Annotated in this window: 16 protein-coding genes and 1 tRNA gene; 10 read left to right on the forward strand and 7 right to left on the reverse strand. The window is 37.6% G+C overall.

All coding sequences use genetic code 11. From position 1 onward, the window contains the following. Complete coding sequence (locus tag D7I46_RS10770; protein WP_120772871.1) at window positions 1–792, reverse strand: SDR family oxidoreductase; 792 nt, start codon at window positions 790–792, stop codon at window positions 1–3. Window positions 793–1240: 448 nt separating this feature from the next. On the opposite strand from D7I46_RS10770, the gene D7I46_RS10775 reads away from it, so the two are divergent. Then, window positions 1241–1780 carry a TetR/AcrR family transcriptional regulator gene (locus tag D7I46_RS10775; RefSeq protein WP_120772872.1) on the forward strand — a complete coding sequence of 180 codons (540 nt, stop codon included), beginning with the start codon at window positions 1241–1243 and terminating at the stop codon, window positions 1778–1780. Between the two features lie 132 nt (window positions 1781–1912). Here D7I46_RS10775 and D7I46_RS10780 read toward each other — a convergent pair whose 3' ends face one another. The 4 genes from D7I46_RS10780 to tgt all read right to left on the reverse strand — a co-directional run bounded on the left by D7I46_RS10780 (window position 1913) and on the right by tgt (window position 6451). Next, on the reverse strand, window positions 1913–3856 hold the full coding sequence (locus D7I46_RS10780) for an alpha-amylase family glycosyl hydrolase (RefSeq protein WP_120772873.1): 1944 nt from the start codon (window positions 3854–3856) through the stop codon (window positions 1913–1915). Between the two features lie 642 nt (window positions 3857–4498). Continuing rightward, the gene (locus D7I46_RS10785; RefSeq protein ID WP_120772874.1) at window positions 4499–4924 is read right to left on the reverse strand and encodes a hypothetical protein; all 426 of its coding nucleotides are present in this window, start codon (window positions 4922–4924) and stop codon (window positions 4499–4501) included. A gap of 240 nt (window positions 4925–5164) precedes the next feature. Then, window positions 5165–5237 (reverse strand) — tRNA-Thr (locus D7I46_RS10790). A 65-nt stretch (window positions 5238–5302) separates the two neighbouring features. After that, window positions 5303–6451, reverse strand: a complete 1149-nt coding sequence (gene tgt / locus D7I46_RS10795) for a tRNA guanosine(34) transglycosylase Tgt (RefSeq protein ID WP_120772875.1) — start codon at window positions 6449–6451, stop codon at window positions 5303–5305. A gap of 350 nt (window positions 6452–6801) precedes the next feature. On the opposite strand from tgt, the gene D7I46_RS10800 reads away from it, so the two are divergent. Continuing rightward, window positions 6802–7497 carry a DUF975 family protein gene (locus D7I46_RS10800; RefSeq protein WP_120772876.1) on the forward strand — a complete coding sequence of 232 codons (696 nt, stop codon included), beginning with the start codon at window positions 6802–6804 and terminating at the stop codon, window positions 7495–7497. A 67-nt stretch (window positions 7498–7564) separates the two neighbouring features. On the opposite strand, the gene D7I46_RS10805 is transcribed toward D7I46_RS10800, so the two are convergent. Continuing rightward, on the reverse strand, window positions 7565–8743 hold the full coding sequence (locus tag D7I46_RS10805) for an MFS transporter (RefSeq protein WP_120772877.1): 1179 nt from the start codon (window positions 8741–8743) through the stop codon (window positions 7565–7567). Between the two features lie 385 nt (window positions 8744–9128). Next, window positions 9129–9569, reverse strand: a complete 441-nt coding sequence (locus D7I46_RS10810) for a CoA-binding protein (protein WP_205570836.1) — start codon at window positions 9567–9569, stop codon at window positions 9129–9131. 96 nt (window positions 9570–9665) lie between these two features. Between D7I46_RS10810 and D7I46_RS10815 the strand changes: the two genes are divergently transcribed. The 8 genes from D7I46_RS10815 to gatA all read left to right on the forward strand — a co-directional run bounded on the left by D7I46_RS10815 (window position 9666) and on the right by gatA (window position 17554). Then, window positions 9666–10451 carry a DNA/RNA non-specific endonuclease gene (locus D7I46_RS10815; RefSeq protein WP_120772879.1) on the forward strand — a complete coding sequence of 262 codons (786 nt, stop codon included), beginning with the start codon at window positions 9666–9668 and terminating at the stop codon, window positions 10449–10451. Window positions 10452–10738: 287 nt separating this feature from the next. Next, window positions 10739–10954, forward strand: a complete 216-nt coding sequence (locus D7I46_RS10820) for a hypothetical protein (RefSeq protein ID WP_120772880.1) — start codon at window positions 10739–10741, stop codon at window positions 10952–10954. A gap of 33 nt (window positions 10955–10987) precedes the next feature. Continuing rightward, window positions 10988–11227, forward strand: coding sequence for a hypothetical protein (locus D7I46_RS10825; protein WP_120772881.1), 240 nt, complete (start codon window positions 10988–10990; stop codon window positions 11225–11227). Between the two features lie 440 nt (window positions 11228–11667). After that, window positions 11668–13248: a glycosyltransferase gene (locus D7I46_RS10830; RefSeq protein WP_120772882.1), complete on the forward strand. Its 1581-nt coding sequence runs from the start codon at window positions 11668–11670 to the stop codon at window positions 13246–13248. A 188-nt stretch (window positions 13249–13436) separates the two neighbouring features. Then, on the forward strand, window positions 13437–14651 hold the full coding sequence (locus D7I46_RS10835) for a pyridoxal phosphate-dependent aminotransferase (protein WP_120772883.1): 1215 nt from the start codon (window positions 13437–13439) through the stop codon (window positions 14649–14651). 154 nt (window positions 14652–14805) lie between these two features. Continuing rightward, complete coding sequence (gene codY, locus D7I46_RS10840; RefSeq protein ID WP_120772884.1) at window positions 14806–15594, forward strand: GTP-sensing pleiotropic transcriptional regulator CodY; 789 nt, start codon at window positions 14806–14808, stop codon at window positions 15592–15594. Between the two features lie 186 nt (window positions 15595–15780). Further along, window positions 15781–16086: an Asp-tRNA(Asn)/Glu-tRNA(Gln) amidotransferase subunit GatC gene (gatC, locus tag D7I46_RS10845; protein ID WP_120772885.1), complete on the forward strand. Its 306-nt coding sequence runs from the start codon at window positions 15781–15783 to the stop codon at window positions 16084–16086. 1 nt (window position 16087) lies between these two features. Continuing rightward, window positions 16088–17554, forward strand: coding sequence for an Asp-tRNA(Asn)/Glu-tRNA(Gln) amidotransferase subunit GatA (gene gatA, locus D7I46_RS10850; RefSeq protein WP_120772886.1), 1467 nt, complete (start codon window positions 16088–16090; stop codon window positions 17552–17554).

Raw genomic sequence — 17554 nt, forward strand, 5'->3', positions numbered from 1 at the left:
CTATCTTTCTCCTTTTTCTTTTGGAAAATAATTTCCTAGCATTTGTGCAGAGAGTTTACTCGTGTTTTCTTCACTGTTAGATTTGCCCATTTGATGTAAAATCTTCGCAAATCCAGCATCAATGCGCTCTGCATCGTTTTCGAGACCGACTAAAGCTTCGTTAATCAAATCGCTCAGTTTCATGTTGGTTGGGTTGTCGGTTGAAGCGTGTTCTTCAAGATTGGTCTCTGCGACAAGAGGTGGTACAAGTTCGACAACGCGCAAGTTTTTACCAAAATATTTTGCTTGTTCACGTAGTGCATCACTGTAAAAGTGAACGCCAGCTTTTGTCAGGTTATAAATCGGATGTGCACCATCTGCAAGGTTGGATAAACCAGATGAAACGTTGATGACAGTGCCGTGATTATCAGCCAAAAGAGGTAAGAATGCCTGAGTTACAGCGATTGTACCAAGTAAATTGGTATGAATTTCTTCTGTCAGCGCTGACAAATTACCGTCAGAATGCTCAAACAAATTGAGCGCGCGCATGATCCCTGCTGAGTTCATGACAACATCAAGTTCTGGAAAATTCGTTTTGATAAAATTGACCAGTTCTAGCACAGAATTTTTGTCATCAATATCACTCGTAAAACCTGCAAAATCAGGATTTTCAGCCAACACTGTATCTAGGCGCACTTGATTTCGCGCGGTAATGATTACCTTATTGCCCAACTCCGCAAATCGTTTGGCAAAGCCCAGTCCAATCCCAGATGTGCCACCAGTAATCAAAATCGTATGTTCTGTAAAAGTCATTGTTATCCTCCAAGAAATTAGTTCATTTGGTTTTTAAAATAAGGTTGTTCAGAAGTAATACGAGCTTCTGAACAATCTAATGAACTTAATAATTATTTGGTTATAATTTTTTGTTTTTATAACTCATGAAAAGATTATACTATCAGAAGTTATATTTGTCAAGAATTATAACTTATGTTAGAATGTTTTTATACTATTCTAAAAGTATTTTGGAAGTTAAACAATATTAGAAAGGAAATTGAGTTCGGACTCTTAAAAGTTAGGAAAATAGATGGCTCTACTGTCCATTTGCTAAAATAGAAAAGTCAAAGCAGTTAGCTGGAATAGTAAGAGTAAATGGAAGCCTCATTTTTCTAATTTTCTACGCTCTTACAAGTGAAATTTTGCGAAACAAAATCTCTTTGGTAGCTTTGACATAGTATTTCAAGTAGTCGTCCTCACATTTAATATGACAACACGAGAAAAAATTCTCCAAGAAACTGAAAATTTTATCCTAAAAAATGGGATAGAGAAACTTACAATATCAAAAATTGCTAAAAAGTTGAATATCAGTCAACCCGCAATTTACAAGCATTTTAAAAATAAGGAAGAGTTGCTGACCGTCCTCGCTCTTCGATTTCTCAACGAACAGACATTATCTGCGATTTTTCCTTTTGATACGACGAACTATACGCAAAGAGCCGATATTATCCACGATTGGCTTTGGGCTGTCGCAAGTGCCAAATTTTATGCGCATCAGGAAACACCTGAGATGTTTGCACTTTACACTACTTATGTTAGTGAAAATCAAACGCTTAGTCAGGAACACATTTTAGAAATGGTTCAGAGCTTACAGCGTGCAGCCGCTCTTTCAACACCAGAGCAAGCAGGAGCTTTGATTCAAGCATTTGCTTATTTTCATCATCCGAAAATATCCCCACAGTGGGATAACTTTTTTCAAGAACAATTTGAAAATGTTTGGTCACTTATCAAAAAGAGTTTTGAGTAAGTCGGCTATACCCACTTTATAACTCACTCATGTTGACTTTTTATGATAAATGCGCCATAGTAATAAAAATATCAATAACAAAAACCTGTCAGTATGCTGACAGGTTTATTTTATGTGCTAATTGTACTATTTTCATTTGATTCTGAATACCATTGCACATCTAGGCTCAAGAATGATATTGAGTTTTCCTTTTGACCAACCGAAGCTACTTCTTGGTCCAAAACCACCGTATTTTCTATCATCAGTGTCAAAGATTAATTCGGGTTTTTCTGCAAAGTTAAGGTGGAGCTGTTGCTCATAACTTGGATGAAAATTAAATGCAAAAAGTAAATCCCCTTTTTGATAAGCTAATAGTTTATCAGAATTTTGCACCCATTGTTGCTTCAAGCTTGCACTGTTTTCCATAAACTTGAAGCGGTGTTCTAAGTTAATCATATCGTTATCAAATGCTAAGAGATATTTGAAACGTAAATCTTGATTATCTGCCAAAGACCATTGTCTTCTGGCGTGCTGGTAGCTATCTCCATTGCCCTCACGAGGAAAATCCAGCCATTCTGGATGCCCAAATTCGTTGCCCATGAAGTTCAGATAACCCTCTCCAGCAAGGCTGAAAGTTACGAGGCGAATCAGCTTGTGCAACGCAATTGCACGGTCAATAATCAGCGATTCACTACCTGTATCCATTTTCCAGTAAATCTCACTATCCGCGAGCCACATCATGATGGTCTTGTCGCCAACAAGCGCCTGATCATGACTTTCTGCATAGCCAATGTTTTTCTCTCCAGGTCGTCTTGTTGTTAATTCCCACCAGAGTGCCATCAAGTCAAGGTCATCGTCAGATTTTTCTTTAAGTTGTTTAATCCAAAAATCAGGAATACCCATTGAGAGTCGGTAGTCAAAGCCGATGCCACCAGATGAGATAGGAAGTGCCATACCTGGCATCGCTGACATATCTTCAGCAATCGTCGTAGCATCAGGATTAACTTGACGGATGAGTTCGTTTGCTAACATCAAATAAGTGACTGCCTCAACATCAGTATTAAGTGAAAAATATTTACTATAATCAGTGAATGCAGTGCCCAGACCGTGGTCGTGATAAAGCATAGAAGTCACACCATCAAAGCGGAAACCATCAAATTTATAAACATCTATCCAGAATTTCAGATTTGAAAGCAAGAAATGCAAGACTTCATCTTTGCCATAATTAAATAATTTCGTGTTCCAAGCAGAATGTTCGCCACGATTACCTTCATGGAAATACTGTGAAGTTGTGCCGTCAAAGAGATTTAGTCCGTCTCCAACATTTTTCACAGCGTGTGAATGAACAACATCAAGTAATACTCGTAAGCCCATACCATGCGCTGTATCAATCAGTTCCATCAAATCCTCAGGTTTACCAAAGCGACTTGATATTGCAAAGAAATTGGATACTTGATAGCCAAAGCTAGCATAAAGTGGATGCTCCATAATTGCCATTAATTGAATTGTATTGTAACCATCTTTTTTGATGCGAGGTAAGACATCGCGTGTAAATTCTTTGTAGCTATTAATCCGATAGTCTTCTGTGGAGATACCAATGTGTGCTTCATAAATTAAAGGTGCTTCTGTGAGGCTTGGTGCTTTGTGTTTCCATTCATACTGTGGGTGTGTAATCACACCATCCATCTCATAACGCTCATTTTGCACAGCATACATAATATAGCTCGGAACACGATAAACAGTTTGACCATCTTTCAAGAGTAATTTTACTTTAACTTTTGAACCGATAGGGAGCATACCAGGAGTAGAAATTTCCCAAGTGCCACCATAGGCAGACCTGAGTTCAAAATTATTTTCCCAGTTATTAAAATCTCCAACTAGCCAAGCTTTAGTAGCAGCAGGTGCCCATTCACGAAAAGTCCAATGATTTTTTTCCTGTTGGAATCCGAAATATTTATATCCGTTTGCAAAGTCAGAGAGAGTACCGTCAGTACCCAATAAACGCTTTTTTGTACGTGCATACTCAAAAAGCCTTAAAGATAAATCCTCTTTGAAGGGTTCGAGGTAAGGGTCATAGTCTAAAATACTTAAAGGCATAATGTCCTCCTTTTTTAAGATAGAGTTGAAATTAATAATTATTTAAAGTCAATTTCATACTAGTCCATCTCTAAATCAAATCTGCGTTAGCAGATTTGGCAGTTTAACTGCGCTTATATTGTATTGAGAAAAGCGTTGCTTTTCTTATCCACAATATTTGACACGTTGCATCAAGCGCAAGAGATGGTTTACATTTACGAAAACTTTAATTTCTAAAAGTTCCTTTTAGAAATTAAACAGTATGGTACATTTTTGCGTTATTGGAGTTAAGCAACAGACCATGCTTGAGAAAAGTAAAGTTGACTTCATACATTTATTAAATGTCGCACTCAAATTTGTCCAATTATCCTAGACCTATTTTATCATTTTTGTAAAGGTTTTCATAACAAAAATATGATAAAAATGAAATAAACTATATTTTGTCAAAATTATGCGTAAAATTTTTATACTATCGAAATTTGTAAGTTCTGATTAATTAATCCAATCAAGTCTCACTAACACGATCAGTGTGTATTGATATAAGAGTGCTAATCACTTGATGCAGTAGCCAAGGTTGAAACTCTGTGGATAAATAATGAAAGGGAAACGTTCTGTCAGCACTGACAGATTTTTTAAGAATCTTGTCAGCGTATATCTGAGCCTTTATTGACTAAAACCGAACCAAGGGTCTTCTTCGTCAGCGAGCATCTCTTGATTAGCAGCAAAAGGAGAAGTATCAGGAGCTTCAATAATAGGTGAAACAGCAGTAAAAAGTTGTTCAGGAAGATTACTGGTTGCAAAGTATTCAGTTTTAACATTATTATCTGTACTTGAAATCTCACTAAAGTGATTAGAAGTGTCAGTGAGTACTGACGGATTTTTGTCAGTATTTTTTGAGAGATTTGTCAGTGCACTTGAACCATCAGCGAAAAAATGACCCTCCAAATATTGAATATAATCATAAAACTCTGTCAGAAGTTCATGATAATAAATCATCTCACTCGTATTATCAATACTTTCAAAAGTACCTTGAGCTTCACCCCAACGCTCAGCAATGTGTTTACTCTTCATAAAATCATTATAGTTCATTTGGTATCCTCACATTTTAAATAGTATATAACCTTTACCAATCCATCCACTGTAAAAAGCAACAACAAATTGATACTACTAGACTATTTTTGATGGAACAAAATATAGTTTTGGTATATAATCCCGTGGGATTATAGATGTGACTATCATAAACTTATTATAACGTAAACTTTATAGAAATATCGAAACTAGGCAAGAAGAAAACCACTTCTATCAAGAGATAAAAGTGGTTTATTTTAATGCCGACTATAGGAATCGAACCTACGACCCCTTCGTTACGAGTGAAGTGCTCTACCGACTGAGCTAAGTCGGCATTATAGTGAAAGTGAAAAAATCCACTTCCATTATGATACAACTTTTTATATTAAATTTCAAGAACTAGAAGTCTTTAGCATCAGGCTTGTTATAACCATAACGTTCACAAAAATCTTCGCGGAATTCAAGAAGATTGTCGTCAATGATGGCTTGACGGACATCTTTCATGAGATTAACGAGGAAATGAAGATTATGGTATGAGCACAGTCTTAGACCGAATGTTTCATCCGCTTTGATTAAATGTCGCAGATAAGCGCGTGTGTAGTTCGTGCAAGTATAGCAATTGCACATCGGATCAAGCGGTGTGAAATCATGCTCATATTTTGCATTTCTTATATTGACACGACCAAAATGAGTCATCAGTGTTCCATTGCGTGCAATACGAGTGGGTAAGACACAATCAAACATATCCACTCCACGAATGACACCATCAATCAAGCTATCAGGCGCTCCAACTCCCATAAGATAACGTGGTTTATTTTCAGGCAACATTGGTGTAGTAAAGTCCAAAACAGCGTTCATTTCTTTATGGGACTCGCCAACAGCAAGACCGCCAATAGAATACCCTGCAAAATCCATTGAAGTTAAATCATTCGCCGATTGTCGACGAAGGTCTTCAAAACCAGCACCTTGCACGATACCAAACAGGCCTTGATCATGCGCTCTACGGTGTGCATTCAGACCACGCTCTGCCCAACGTGATGTACGTTCAACAGAAGCTTTAACATAATCATAGGGTTGATAGAACGGCGGACATTCATCAAAGGACATCATGATATCAGAGCCAAGGTTGTTTTGGATTCCAATTGCCTTTTCTGGATTGAGAAAAAGTTCACGTCCGTCCAAGTGGCTTTTGAATTTCACACCCTCTTCTGTGATGTTTTTTTTATTTTGAACAAGGCTGTAAACTTGAAAACCACCGCTATCTGTGAGAATAGGCTGATCCCAATTCATAAACTTATGAAGTCCACCTGCTTTGGCAACAAGCTCATCACCTGGACGGAGCCAAAGATGGTAAGTGTTCGAGAGGATAATACCTGAGCCAAGTTGTTTGAGCTCTTCAGGACTCATTGTTTTGACTGTCGCTTGAGTTCCTACGGGCATAAACATTGGTGTTGGGAAAGTCCCGTGTGGCGTAATAATCTCACCAAGTCTTGCACCCGTATGTTTTTCTTTTTTTACTAATCTGTATTTTATTGCGTGTTCTACCATAATGTTATGCAAGTCATCTCTTATGAGATGAGCTTGTCTTCCTTTTCTTTAATATAAAATATCGCTGCATAGGGTTAAGAAAAGCGCTGGCTTTCCTATCTGTAATCTTTAATCTTTGGAAGAGAGATTTAAAGATTAAGCAGTGTTGAAATGATGGCATTTCATTGGTGAGAAGCTTAGCAGATACTTGCTAAGCTAAAAATCAGCACTTATAAGTATAACAAAAAATACCATGTTTTAATAGGGGAACTTTAATAAAAATCAGGCGAAAGTCTTAGTAAATTTTACAGTTTTACTGGTATAATAATATTAAGATAAGAACAGGATAAGAAGATGAGGAGGAAAATTTTATGCCAAGAAGAGTATTAAAGGAGCAAGCTAAAGAAGCACTAAGAGATAACTTTATGGCGAAGATGTTGCTATTTATCATCCCGATTGTTTTGGGGATTTTAGGTGGTGGAAATGGAATTCGTACGTCTTTAGAGCATGGAAATATGCATGGAGATACACTTTCTAATGCCGCTTGGGTGGCGATAACATTCTTTGGGCTTTTGGGTGTGATTATTGGGATTGCAATCACTCTGTTTGTGACAGTAGTAACGACTGGAGCGATTTTTAATTATATTAAGATTTTCCGTGGAGAACGTGCTAATCCACAGTTTAACAATGTTTTTGTACCTTTTCATGATGGTTCTGCCGGCAAGATTATTTTGTTGAATGTTGTGAAAGGACTGATTTTAATTTTACTTGCTTTCATTCCAATAATTGGTTGGGCGATTGGGATTTATCTTTCTCTGGGCTGGTCGCAATCAACATATATTTTGTTTGACCAGTTGGAACATGACAAATATACAGGAGTGATGGATGTTCTGCGAGATTCAGCGACGATGATGAAAGGGCTGCGCGGCGATTACTTTGTGTTTAGTTTCAGCTTCTTCTGGTGGTACGTGCTGTACGGAATTTCTGGCGGACTCGCGGGATTTTGGACAATGCCTTATATTAATATGGCTCGTGTTGCTTATTATGAAAATATTGGTCGCTTATAAAAAGTTCTGTCAGTATACTGACAGAACTTTTTTGTAATGACTTCAATTTAAAAGTACTGATGAAAAATTATCTATTCTTTTTGACGTGTCGTCCATGCAGTAAGTAATAAATAAATGCAATAATAATTGAGAAAATTGCAGAAGCAAAATAAAGATTGCGATAGCCAAGTAAAGGCATGATTAGCCCAAGGATAAATGGACCAAATCCGACACCCATATCCATTAAACCAAAGAAAGTTGAAGTTGCGACACCTAAACGTTCAAACCCAGAAGTACGAATCGCGATAGCCTGACCAAAAGGAGAGAATGAGCCATAGCCTAAACCGATAAAAATGGCGGCAACTAAGAGCATCCAACCAGAATGTGCTAGGCCAATCAAGAACAACCCGATCGCGAAGAATAAGTAGGTCGGATACATGACAAAGTTATCTCCGTGAGTGTCAAAAATTCGACCAGTCAATGGACGAGAAATAAGGACGGTGACAGCATAGACAAGAAAGAAGAAGGAAGCGGCTTGTGCAAGATGAATAGATGAAGCATAGGCATCCATGAATGATAAAATACTCGAATATGCAATACCTATCAGAAAGGCGATGAGTGAAATAGGCAGAGCCTTCTTCTCAAAATAATTTGACCAAGCAAATTTTTTCTTTTTGTCAGTACTGACAGAAGTGTTAGTTGTTGTTTTAGGGATATGTAGGAGAAAAATCCCGATAAGAGCAACAAAAAGTAAAATAGCAGACAGAATAATGAGGATGTTAAAACCAGAACTTGCATAAAGAAACATAGATAGAAATGGTCCAACGGCAGAAGACAATGTTACAGAAAGAGCATAATATCCAATCCCTTCACCGCGACGTGAAGCAGGGACGATGGCTCCAGCAAGTGTTCCTGAGGCAGTTGCGGCGATACCAAATCCGACACCATGAATTAATCGAAGAAGTAAGAGCAGACCAACGCTGTGAACAGCAAAATAACCAAAAGTAAGAATAAAATAAATAATTGTACCAATATAAAGAAGTTTTTTTGCTCCAAAACGTTTCATATTGTTCCCTGTCCAGAGTCTGGCAATGAAACCACCGACAATAAAAATACCAGATAAGATACCGGCAATACTGGCTGAGGCATGATATTCAGTCATTGCCATCGAACCGATGACAACGGTGGGTAAGTAGAAGACGAGATAAAAGATAAAGTTTAGTAGCATATTAATGACAAAGGTCATTGTCCATAATTTTTCTTTCAAGTGAAGAGAGTCCTTTCAAATAATAAATTTTTTATACCATGGTTTTTTGTTGTGAAAAAAGGCAACGTATCAACGTTGCTGCACAAGCTCACAACACAAAACGGCGCTATCCCTCATTAATCTGCTCATAAGATGCTTTTACAAGTTAGAAACACGGGGTTATTTTAATGTGAATGCGCAATCATTTTGTATGAAAACAGACAAAACTCTCGTACGTGGACGAGAGTTTTGTGTAATTCGACTTTTTTATTTTATCAAAAATCTGAGTAAATATGTTGTATAGACTACTTTGAGCTATTTGTGTATTGGCTTCCACGTTAAAGTTTATAGGGTATTATGAGTGTTGACTAGAGTGTCATGATATTGATTTTAAGCTAATTTACCATTACTTTTTTCCTAGTCCAGAATAGGCATACTCAATCTTGATGCAGCGGTTCATAACAATGTCATTTTTCCCTGCGGCACGCAGAATTTGTTCAGCTTCTTTTGATTGAAGACCAAGCTGTGCCCAAAAAACATCGGCATTCGTATCTACAAAGTCACGTGCAACATCTGCTAAAAATTCGCTTCGACGGAAAACATCAACAATGTCAATATGAATAGGAACATCCTTGATAGAGGCATAAACTTTTTCGCCGAGTAACTCTTGTCCTTCAAGAAGTGGGTTAACAGGAATGATTTTGTAACCATTTTTTTGCAGTCCTTGTGCGATAAGATAAGAAGAACGGTCAGTTTTGTTTGAAATACCGACAACTGCGATTGTTTTTGCTTTTTTGAGATAGTCAAAAAGTTGTTCCTGACTAGGATTTTCAAATTCGTACATGATGATTCCTCCAATAATTTATAGTGCAAATCATAATCAGCTAATCAAAGCTTTGTTATTTTTTCTATTTCTATTATAACACTATGCTATAATTAAGCTATGAAAAAGAAACAAATAAAAGCTCTTACTAGTCTAGTTGTTATTATTATTGCTTTGGCAGTAGGGTATTTTGGCTCTGGACATTTGAATATTGGTCAAGCACCTACTCAAACAAGCACCGCAGCATCGTCAAGCGAGGTGCTTTCGACGAGTGTTAAGCAGCAGCCTTTAGATTTTAAAAATAAAAGACAGATGGTAATGGCTAATACCGATGCGCTTGGTCGAGCGGTGGATTCGCATATACAACTTAAAAATTCACAAGAACCTCATGTGACACGTGAGCCGTTAAATTATAATCCTGTTGGTTGGCATAATTATGACTTTTATTATAAAAAATCTGATGGTTCAATCGGTAAAATGTGGTTGATGGCAAGAGGTCATCTCGTGGGTTATCAATTTTCAGGATTAAATGATGAACCACGGAATTTAGTACCTGAAACAGCTTGGTTTAATGGTGGAAACTATACTGGGATGAATGATAGTAATACAGCTAGTATGTTATATTACGAAAATCGCTTAGATAGCTGGCTTGCAAATCATCCTAATTATTACCTTGATTATCAAGTCACTCCTCTTTACAAAGGCAATGAACTTTTGCCGAGACAAATTCGTTTGGCTTATGTAGGTATCGATAAAAACGGTCAGCCTTTAACGATTAAGTTGGGCGGAGGACGTGAAAAAACAGGTAATGGTGGCGCAACGGTAGTCGTTCTTGATAATTACGCACCAAACGCTAAAATTAACTATGCTGATGGAACAGCAGTAAATACAGTCAGTCCTAAATAGATACTGACAGAAATTTGTCAGTTTCATCAGTGGATAAAAATCCTGTCAGTATGCTGACAGAATTGCCGTAATAAAAAATCAGTCAAAAGACCGAGTAAATCGGTCTTTTTTACTGTTATAATAAAAATATAGTAAGAATAGTTAGGTAATGAATCATCTTAAATAACAAAAATTACATTAGAAATTTGATAAAAGAATAACTATTGAGTGATAGAAAGATAAGACTGATACTGTGAGCAGTATATAGAATTAAACTTTCTCACGACATACTCTAAAGGAGAAAATAAATGTTTTTTGTACTGATTATCTTTTTGGCAGCCTTACTTTTTGTGAGAGGTTTGTTTCATTTTGTATTGCCAGCCTTGTTGATTTTATTGGTTTTGCGCGTGTTTCTGGGCGGATTAATGTTATTGTTTAGTCCACATTTTATTGGGACAGTGCTTATATTGGCGTTCATCATCTGGTTAGTTAAAGCTAGTCGCGGTGGACGACGTTACTATTAGAAATAGAGCGCGTATGCGTTGGGAGGAAGAATAATGTTTTTAGGCTTTTTATCAGGATTGATTGTTCTTGTAGCGGTTGTTTCTATACTGCTTGTTGTATTTGGCGTCATTGCCACACAGATTTTCTTTAGATATATTTTGCCAATCCTACTTGTTTTACTTGTCATTCGAATCATTTTTGCTGGGATTATGCTTCTTTTTAATCCACATTTTTGGATATTTATTGCGATAGTTGCACTTGTCATCTATTTAGTTGGTAAATTTAAAAAATGAAATTAAGACTTATTTATTGAGAGTTGAAATTCCCAATAAATTTAGTCGGACGAAATTCGAAATGTAGAGTTGCTTCTCCTTCACTGTCTGGGTGAGGAGGTCAGCACGCACTTGTTTTGATAAAGTTACAATCAGATAAAATATAGAGAAAAATTAATCACTGACAGTCTTTTGCCAGTGATTTTTTATGTATTTTATGTTTATAATTTTCCAAGTTTATTGAGTGTTATCAAAAAATTTGATATAATTCATTTACTAATACTGTGTGAATGTTATAAAAGTTCAGCATTTACAGTGGTGTTTCCCACCACCTTTGATATTAAAGCAGTCTCATGAAACTTGATAAATATTTTATAATCTTTAGAATTAAATGAGTACAATAGTTAGGGCTGCCTCTTTCAACGATTTATAAAAAGTTGAAAAAAGCAGTGGAGGACATCATGTCAAACGAATATAGAGCACGCTCGTCTCGTCATGAGCGTAGATTATCGCGCCGAGCGAGGAAAGATTTTGATATTGTAGAAGCTACGGCAGATAAAGTAACTGAAAATTTAGGCGAGCTAGAAGGTCAAAGCCGTGAGAGAATTTCTAGACATACCACTGTAAGTCGTGAAAGTTCGGGCTTATCAGTGACAGCTATAGCTATTCAAGCTGTGGTATCCTTGCTTCTCGGGCTGAGCTTTTATGCTTTTCCGCTTTGGAATCAGCTTGCGACACCGCTTCAATCACAAAATCTTTATTCCGGTTTAGCCATGCAACATGGATTGGTTCCTTTTAATGATTTTTATGGTACGGGTGGAACGTTATTTTATGTTCTGAACTGGCTTGGAAATTTTGCAGGAAGCACCCTTATTTTATGGATATTAGAAGTTGTCGCCCTGTTTATTAGTGGCATTATAACTTTCCAACTCGTGTTTAATCAAACTAAAAGTCAAAATGCAGCTACAATTATCTCAAACTTCACATTGATTATTGTTGCTGGCTTGGCGAGAGGTGGAGATGCTCCGACATTATTTGCGCTTCCTTTTGCTCTTTGGGCAGTTAAATTCTTGAATGATTATTTCCGAGAAGATTCAACAGATAGAGGATTTATCCGTTTTGGAATGGCTGGTGCAGTAACCTTAGTTATTTCACCGATTATGACAATGTTCTTCGTCTTTTCAGCAATTGCGTTGTTGATTTATAATGTTTCTCATCGACGCTTTTGGCACGGTTTCTATCAGATGTTAGCAGTTGTTTTAGGGATTTCAATTATAGGCTATTCGGTAGCTTATTATGCACTTAATCAACAAACGCTCTATACTTCGATTGAGCAATCTGTTTTGATTCCTTTGACTCATTTTGGTCCAACGGATAGTCTTCTACTTACGATTGCTAAGGCACTTGTATTAACTCTGATTTTTGGAATTGTAACAGGTTTTGTCCAAGGGGTCATCCAAATAAAAAATGCAGGGCGTGCAACAATTTGGTATGCCACATTGTTGGTCGGTACAGTCATTGTGACAACGATGATTATCTTTGCTCAGACTTTTGATAGCTCTAATCTTCTTGCGGTGTTGCCTTTTACGGTTGTCTTCTCTGGACTCGGTGTTAAGGATGCAGAACAAGTTTTTCTTAAGTATCTACAAAATCGGTTGTTTGCACCAATTTTAGGGATACTATTTATCATCTCTGCACCATTTGCCTATCACCATTTGAATAACGCAATTTTTACAGAAGAAAAAGCTATTGCTCAATTTATTCAAGAAAACGGTCAATCAACAGACAGAGTCTATGTACTTGGTGCTGACAAAAACATCAATAATTTGACAAGAAAGGTTGCCACACTAGATAATGTCCCAGCAGATTATCCAATAAAATTTACTCAGAACTATGACTTAAAGGTTGCAAGTCTTAAAGATAAGTACATCATCATTGAAGCTGGGCGAGCTGTACCTAAAAATTTGTCTCAATTACTGTCATCAAATTACAAAATAGCACCTTATGCAGGAAAGCATTTCCTTATTTATCAGAAGAAATAAGAACTTGTCAGTACTACGAATCAACTTGCGACTTTAGTCGTTTAGCGAGAGCGTACATTCGAGCACCAAAGGTGCGAAAATGACAGAAAAATTTGTCAGAAACAGCGTCATAAAGTTTGCATAGCAACATTAATTTGTTGTTGCTTTTTACAACGAATTAGCTATAGTATCTGGAATCGAGGTTAACCATGAAAGAGTTCGAAAAATCACATAAGTTAGATAATGTTAGCTACGATATTCGTGGCCCAGTACTTGATGAGGCACAGAGAATGCGAGCCAATGGTGAAAAAATCTTGCGTCTAAATACGGGAAATCCCGCAGAATTTGGTTTTTTGGCACCTGATGAGGTGATTCGTGATTTAATTCAAAACGCAGTGGAGAGTGAGGGTTACTCTGACTCAAAAGGAATTTTTTCTGCGCGTAAAGCTATTATGCAGTATTGTCAGATTAAAGGCTTTCCAAATGTTGATGTTGATGATATTTATACGGGAAATGGTGTTTCTGAACTCATTGTAATGAGTATGCAAGGTTTGCTTGACACAGGTGATGAAGTGCTTATTCCTATGCCTGATTATCCACTTTGGACAGCATCGGTTAGCTTAGCTGGTGGTAAAGCTGTGCATTATGTATGTGATGAGCAGGCAGGCTGGTTCCCAGATATTGATGATATTAAATCAAAAATCACAAACAATACAAAAGCGATTGTCCTAATCAATCCCAATAATCCGACAGGCGCGCTTTATTCTAAAGAATTATTACTAGAAATTGTGCAGATTGCTCGTGAACATGATTTGATTATCTTTTCTGATGAAATCTACGACCGATTAGTGATGGATGGTGCTACTCATGTGCCGATTGCAAGTCTTGCTCCAGATGTTTTCGTGGTCACAATGAATGGTCTTTCAAAATCCCATCGAATTGCAGGTTTCCGTGTGGGCTGGATGGTTTTATCAGGTGATAAATCTCATGTTAAGGGTTATATTGAAGGGCTGAATATGCTTGCTTCAATGCGACTTTGTTCAAATGTTTTGGCACAGTCTGTTGTTCAGACTTCACTCGGAGGCACTCAGTCTGTTGATAAGTTACTTTTACCTGGTGGACGTATTTATGAACAGCGTGAATTTATTTATAACGCTATCAATGCTATTCCTGGACTATCGGCAGTCAAGCCACAAGCTGCATTCTATATCTTCCCAAAGATTGACCGTGAAATGTACCGAATTGACAATGACGAACAGTTTGTACTAGATTTTTTGAAACAAGAGAAAATTTTGTTAGTACACGGGCGAGGCTTCAACTGGAATCAACCAGACCATTTCCGGATTGTTTATTTGCCTAGAGTTGATGAACTGGCAGAAATTCAAGAAAAAATGGAACGTTTTTTGCACCAATATAGAAGATGAAAGCCGATTATGAGATGTATGAAAGATTCATACGTCTTTTTTATTGATGATAATTTTCTGACAAATTTTTATTGTTTTTATCTATGTTTTATGTTATACTGATTATGAAAAATTTTGTATAAAGACAAGAATCTAAAAAAACTAGGAGAACAAAGTGGCTACATTACTTGAAAAAACACGTAAAATCACTGCGATTTTGCAAGATGGAGTGACTGATTTGCAGCAGGAACTTCCATACAATAGCATGACTGAACGTTTAGCAAATGTCATTGACTGTAATGCCTGTGTGATTAATACGAAGGGCGAGTTACTTGGTTACTCACTACCTTACAATACTAATAACGAACGTGTTGACCAATTTTTCTATGACCGTAAGTTACCTGATGAATATGTTCGGGCTGCGGTTCGTATTTATGATACAATGGCAAATGTTCCAGTTGACAAGCCTTTAGCGATTTTCCCAGAAGAAGTGCTCAGTAATTTCCCTGATGGAGTGACAACTTTGGCACCAATCTATGGTTCTGGTATGCGTTTAGGTACGTTTATCATGTGGCGTGAAGATGGTGAGTTTACGGATGATGACCTTATTTTGGTTGAGTTGGCAACAACAGTTATTGGTGTTCAACTTTCAAATCTCAAACTTGAACAAATGGAAGAAAATATCCGTAAGGATACAATGGCTACAATGGCAGTCAATACGCTTTCTTATTCAGAGATGAAAGCTGTTAAAGCGATTATTGAAGAGCTTGACGGTGAAGAAGGCCACGTTATTGCTTCTGTCATTGCTGACAAAATTGGAATTACACGTTCTGTCATTGTCAACGCTTTGCGTAAGCTTGAATCTGCAGGTGTTATTGAATCTCGTTCGCTAGGTATGAAAGGAACTTACCTTAAAGTTCTCAACACAGGTTTATTTGATAAACTTGCTGGACGTAACTTCTAACTTAAAGCTTAAATCTGAAAACTCTGCCTTGAAATGGTCAGAGTTTTTTGTTATTTGATTAAGAAGAATATCTCTGTCAGTGCTGACAGAAAATTTTACTTTGTCAGCATACTGACAAACCTGTCAAACTGTGGATTTTTTGGTATAATTAACAAGAATATACTCTTTGAAAATGGAGATTAAAAGATGAGTCAAATTACAGAGGAGCAAGTCAAGCACGTGGCGCTTTTGTCAAAGCTTGAGTTCTCGGAAGAAGAAGTGTCAGATTTCACGGCAACTTTTGGAAAAATCATTGACATGGTTGAAATGCTGGATGAAGTAGATACTGCGGGTATTTCTTTTACTATGAATGTGGCAGATAATCTGAACTTTATGCGTGAAGATGTGGCAGAGGAAGGTGTTGATCGGGACAAATTAATGGCTGCTGTGCCTGAAAAACAAGACGGATTTATCAAAGTCCCTGCCATGCTTTCTGACGGAGGTGATGCATAAAATGTCATACAACAACAAAACAATCAAAGAATTACACCAACTTTTGCTCAATAAGGAATTGTCAGTCGTTGAGCTGACACAATCCGTACTGACAGACATCGAAAAACGTGAGCCTGTCATTGACGCATTTCTGTCAGTAAATATCGATGCAGCCTTGTCACAAGCTGCGGCGATTGATGCACGTGGAGTAAATCCAGAAGTACTGACAGACGGTATTTCTATCGGTGTCAAAGATAATATCGTAACAGAAGGACTTGAGACAACGGCTGCATCAAAAATTCTTGGTGGTTGGATTCCTCCGTATAATGCAACAGTGGCTGATAAATTAGCTGAAAATGGTTTAATCACTATTGGTAAGCTTAACATGGACGAATTTGCCATGGGTGGCTCAGGTGAAAATTCATCGGTAAAACCAACAAAAAATGCTTGGAATCAAACAAAAGTACCAGGTGGTTCTTCATCAGGTTCAGCTGCGTCAGTAGCATCTGGAGAGGTTCGCTTATCGCTTGGTTCAGACACAGGTGGCTCAATTCGTCAGCCAGCCGCTTTCAACGGAATTGTTGGCTTGAAACCTACCTACGGTCGGGTCAGCCGTTTTGGACTCATTGCTTTTGCTTCATCTTTAGACCAAATCGGACCTCTTACGCCAACAGTCGAAGAAAATGCTCAGTTGCTAAATGTTATCTCTGGTTTTGATAAAAATGATGGTACCTCATCAAACATTGCAGTACCTGACTTTACAAGCAAGATTGGTCAAGACATAAAAGGCATGAAGATTGCTTTGCCAAGAGAATATTTTGGTGAAGGCATTGATGAAAAAGTCAAGGAACAAATTTTGGCAGCAGCTAAACATTTGGAAAAATTGGGCGCTATTGTTGAAGAAGTCAGTCTGCCACACAGTAAATATGGAGTCGCTGTATATTACATCATCGCTTCATCTGAAGCCAGCTCAAACTTGCAACGCTTTGACGGGATTCGCTATGGCTATCGTGCGCAAGATATTAATAATCTTGAGGAACTTTATGTCAAGTCTCGCTCTGAAGGTTTTGGTCCGGAGGTTCAACGTCGGATTATGCTGGGGACGTTTAGTCTTTCTGCGGGTTCTTATGATAAGCATTTCAAGAAGGCAGGACAGGTTCGTACGCTGATCATCAATGATTTTGCTAAGGTTTTTGAGAATTATGATTTGATTTTAGGTCCTACTGCGCCAACACCTGCTTGGGATTTGGGGGCGCGCATCGACGACCCTATTGCTATGTATCTAGCAGATTTATTGACTATTCCAGTTAATTTAGCTGGTTTACCTGGGATTTCGATTCCTGCTGGATTTGTGGACGGTTTACCTGTCGGTATGCAGTTGATTGGTAAACGTTACGACGAAGAAACGATTTATCAAGTCGCTAGCGCATTTGAAGCCACGACAGACTTTCACAAACATCTGCCTGTGATTTTTGGAGGCACGAAATAA

Source organism: Lactococcus allomyrinae, assembly GCF_003627095.1.
Lineage (GTDB): Bacteria > Bacillota > Bacilli > Lactobacillales > Streptococcaceae > Lactococcus > Lactococcus allomyrinae.

Excerpts from the sequence above, each read along its gene's own strand:
- D7I46_RS10785 (WP_120772874.1), bottom strand. The coding sequence starts at position 4,924 with ATGAACTATAATGATTTTATGAAGAGTAAACACATTGCTGAGCGTTGG.
- gatA (WP_120772886.1), top strand. The coding sequence starts at position 16,088 with ATGTCATACAACAACAAAACAATCAAAGAATTACACCAACTTTTGCTC.
- D7I46_RS10820 (WP_120772880.1), top strand. The coding sequence starts at position 10,739 with ATGTTTTTTGTACTGATTATCTTTTTGGCAGCCTTACTTTTTGTGAGA.
- D7I46_RS10835 (WP_120772883.1), top strand. The coding sequence starts at position 13,437 with ATGAAAGAGTTCGAAAAATCACATAAGTTAGATAATGTTAGCTACGAT.
- D7I46_RS10775 (WP_120772872.1), top strand. The coding sequence starts at position 1,241 with ATGACAACACGAGAAAAAATTCTCCAAGAAACTGAAAATTTTATCCTA.
- D7I46_RS10830 (WP_120772882.1), top strand. The coding sequence starts at position 11,668 with ATGTCAAACGAATATAGAGCACGCTCGTCTCGTCATGAGCGTAGATTA.
- D7I46_RS10825 (WP_120772881.1), top strand. The coding sequence starts at position 10,988 with ATGTTTTTAGGCTTTTTATCAGGATTGATTGTTCTTGTAGCGGTTGTT.
- D7I46_RS10800 (WP_120772876.1), top strand. The coding sequence starts at position 6,802 with ATGCCAAGAAGAGTATTAAAGGAGCAAGCTAAAGAAGCACTAAGAGAT.
- D7I46_RS10815 (WP_120772879.1), top strand. The coding sequence starts at position 9,666 with ATGAAAAAGAAACAAATAAAAGCTCTTACTAGTCTAGTTGTTATTATT.
- tgt (WP_120772875.1), bottom strand. The coding sequence starts at position 6,451 with ATGGTAGAACACGCAATAAAATACAGATTAGTAAAAAAAGAAAAACAT.
- D7I46_RS10780 (WP_120772873.1), bottom strand. The coding sequence starts at position 3,856 with ATGCCTTTAAGTATTTTAGACTATGACCCTTACCTCGAACCCTTCAAA.
- gatC (WP_120772885.1), top strand. The coding sequence starts at position 15,781 with ATGAGTCAAATTACAGAGGAGCAAGTCAAGCACGTGGCGCTTTTGTCA.
- D7I46_RS10770 (WP_120772871.1), bottom strand. The coding sequence starts at position 792 with ATGACTTTTACAGAACATACGATTTTGATTACTGGTGGCACATCTGGG.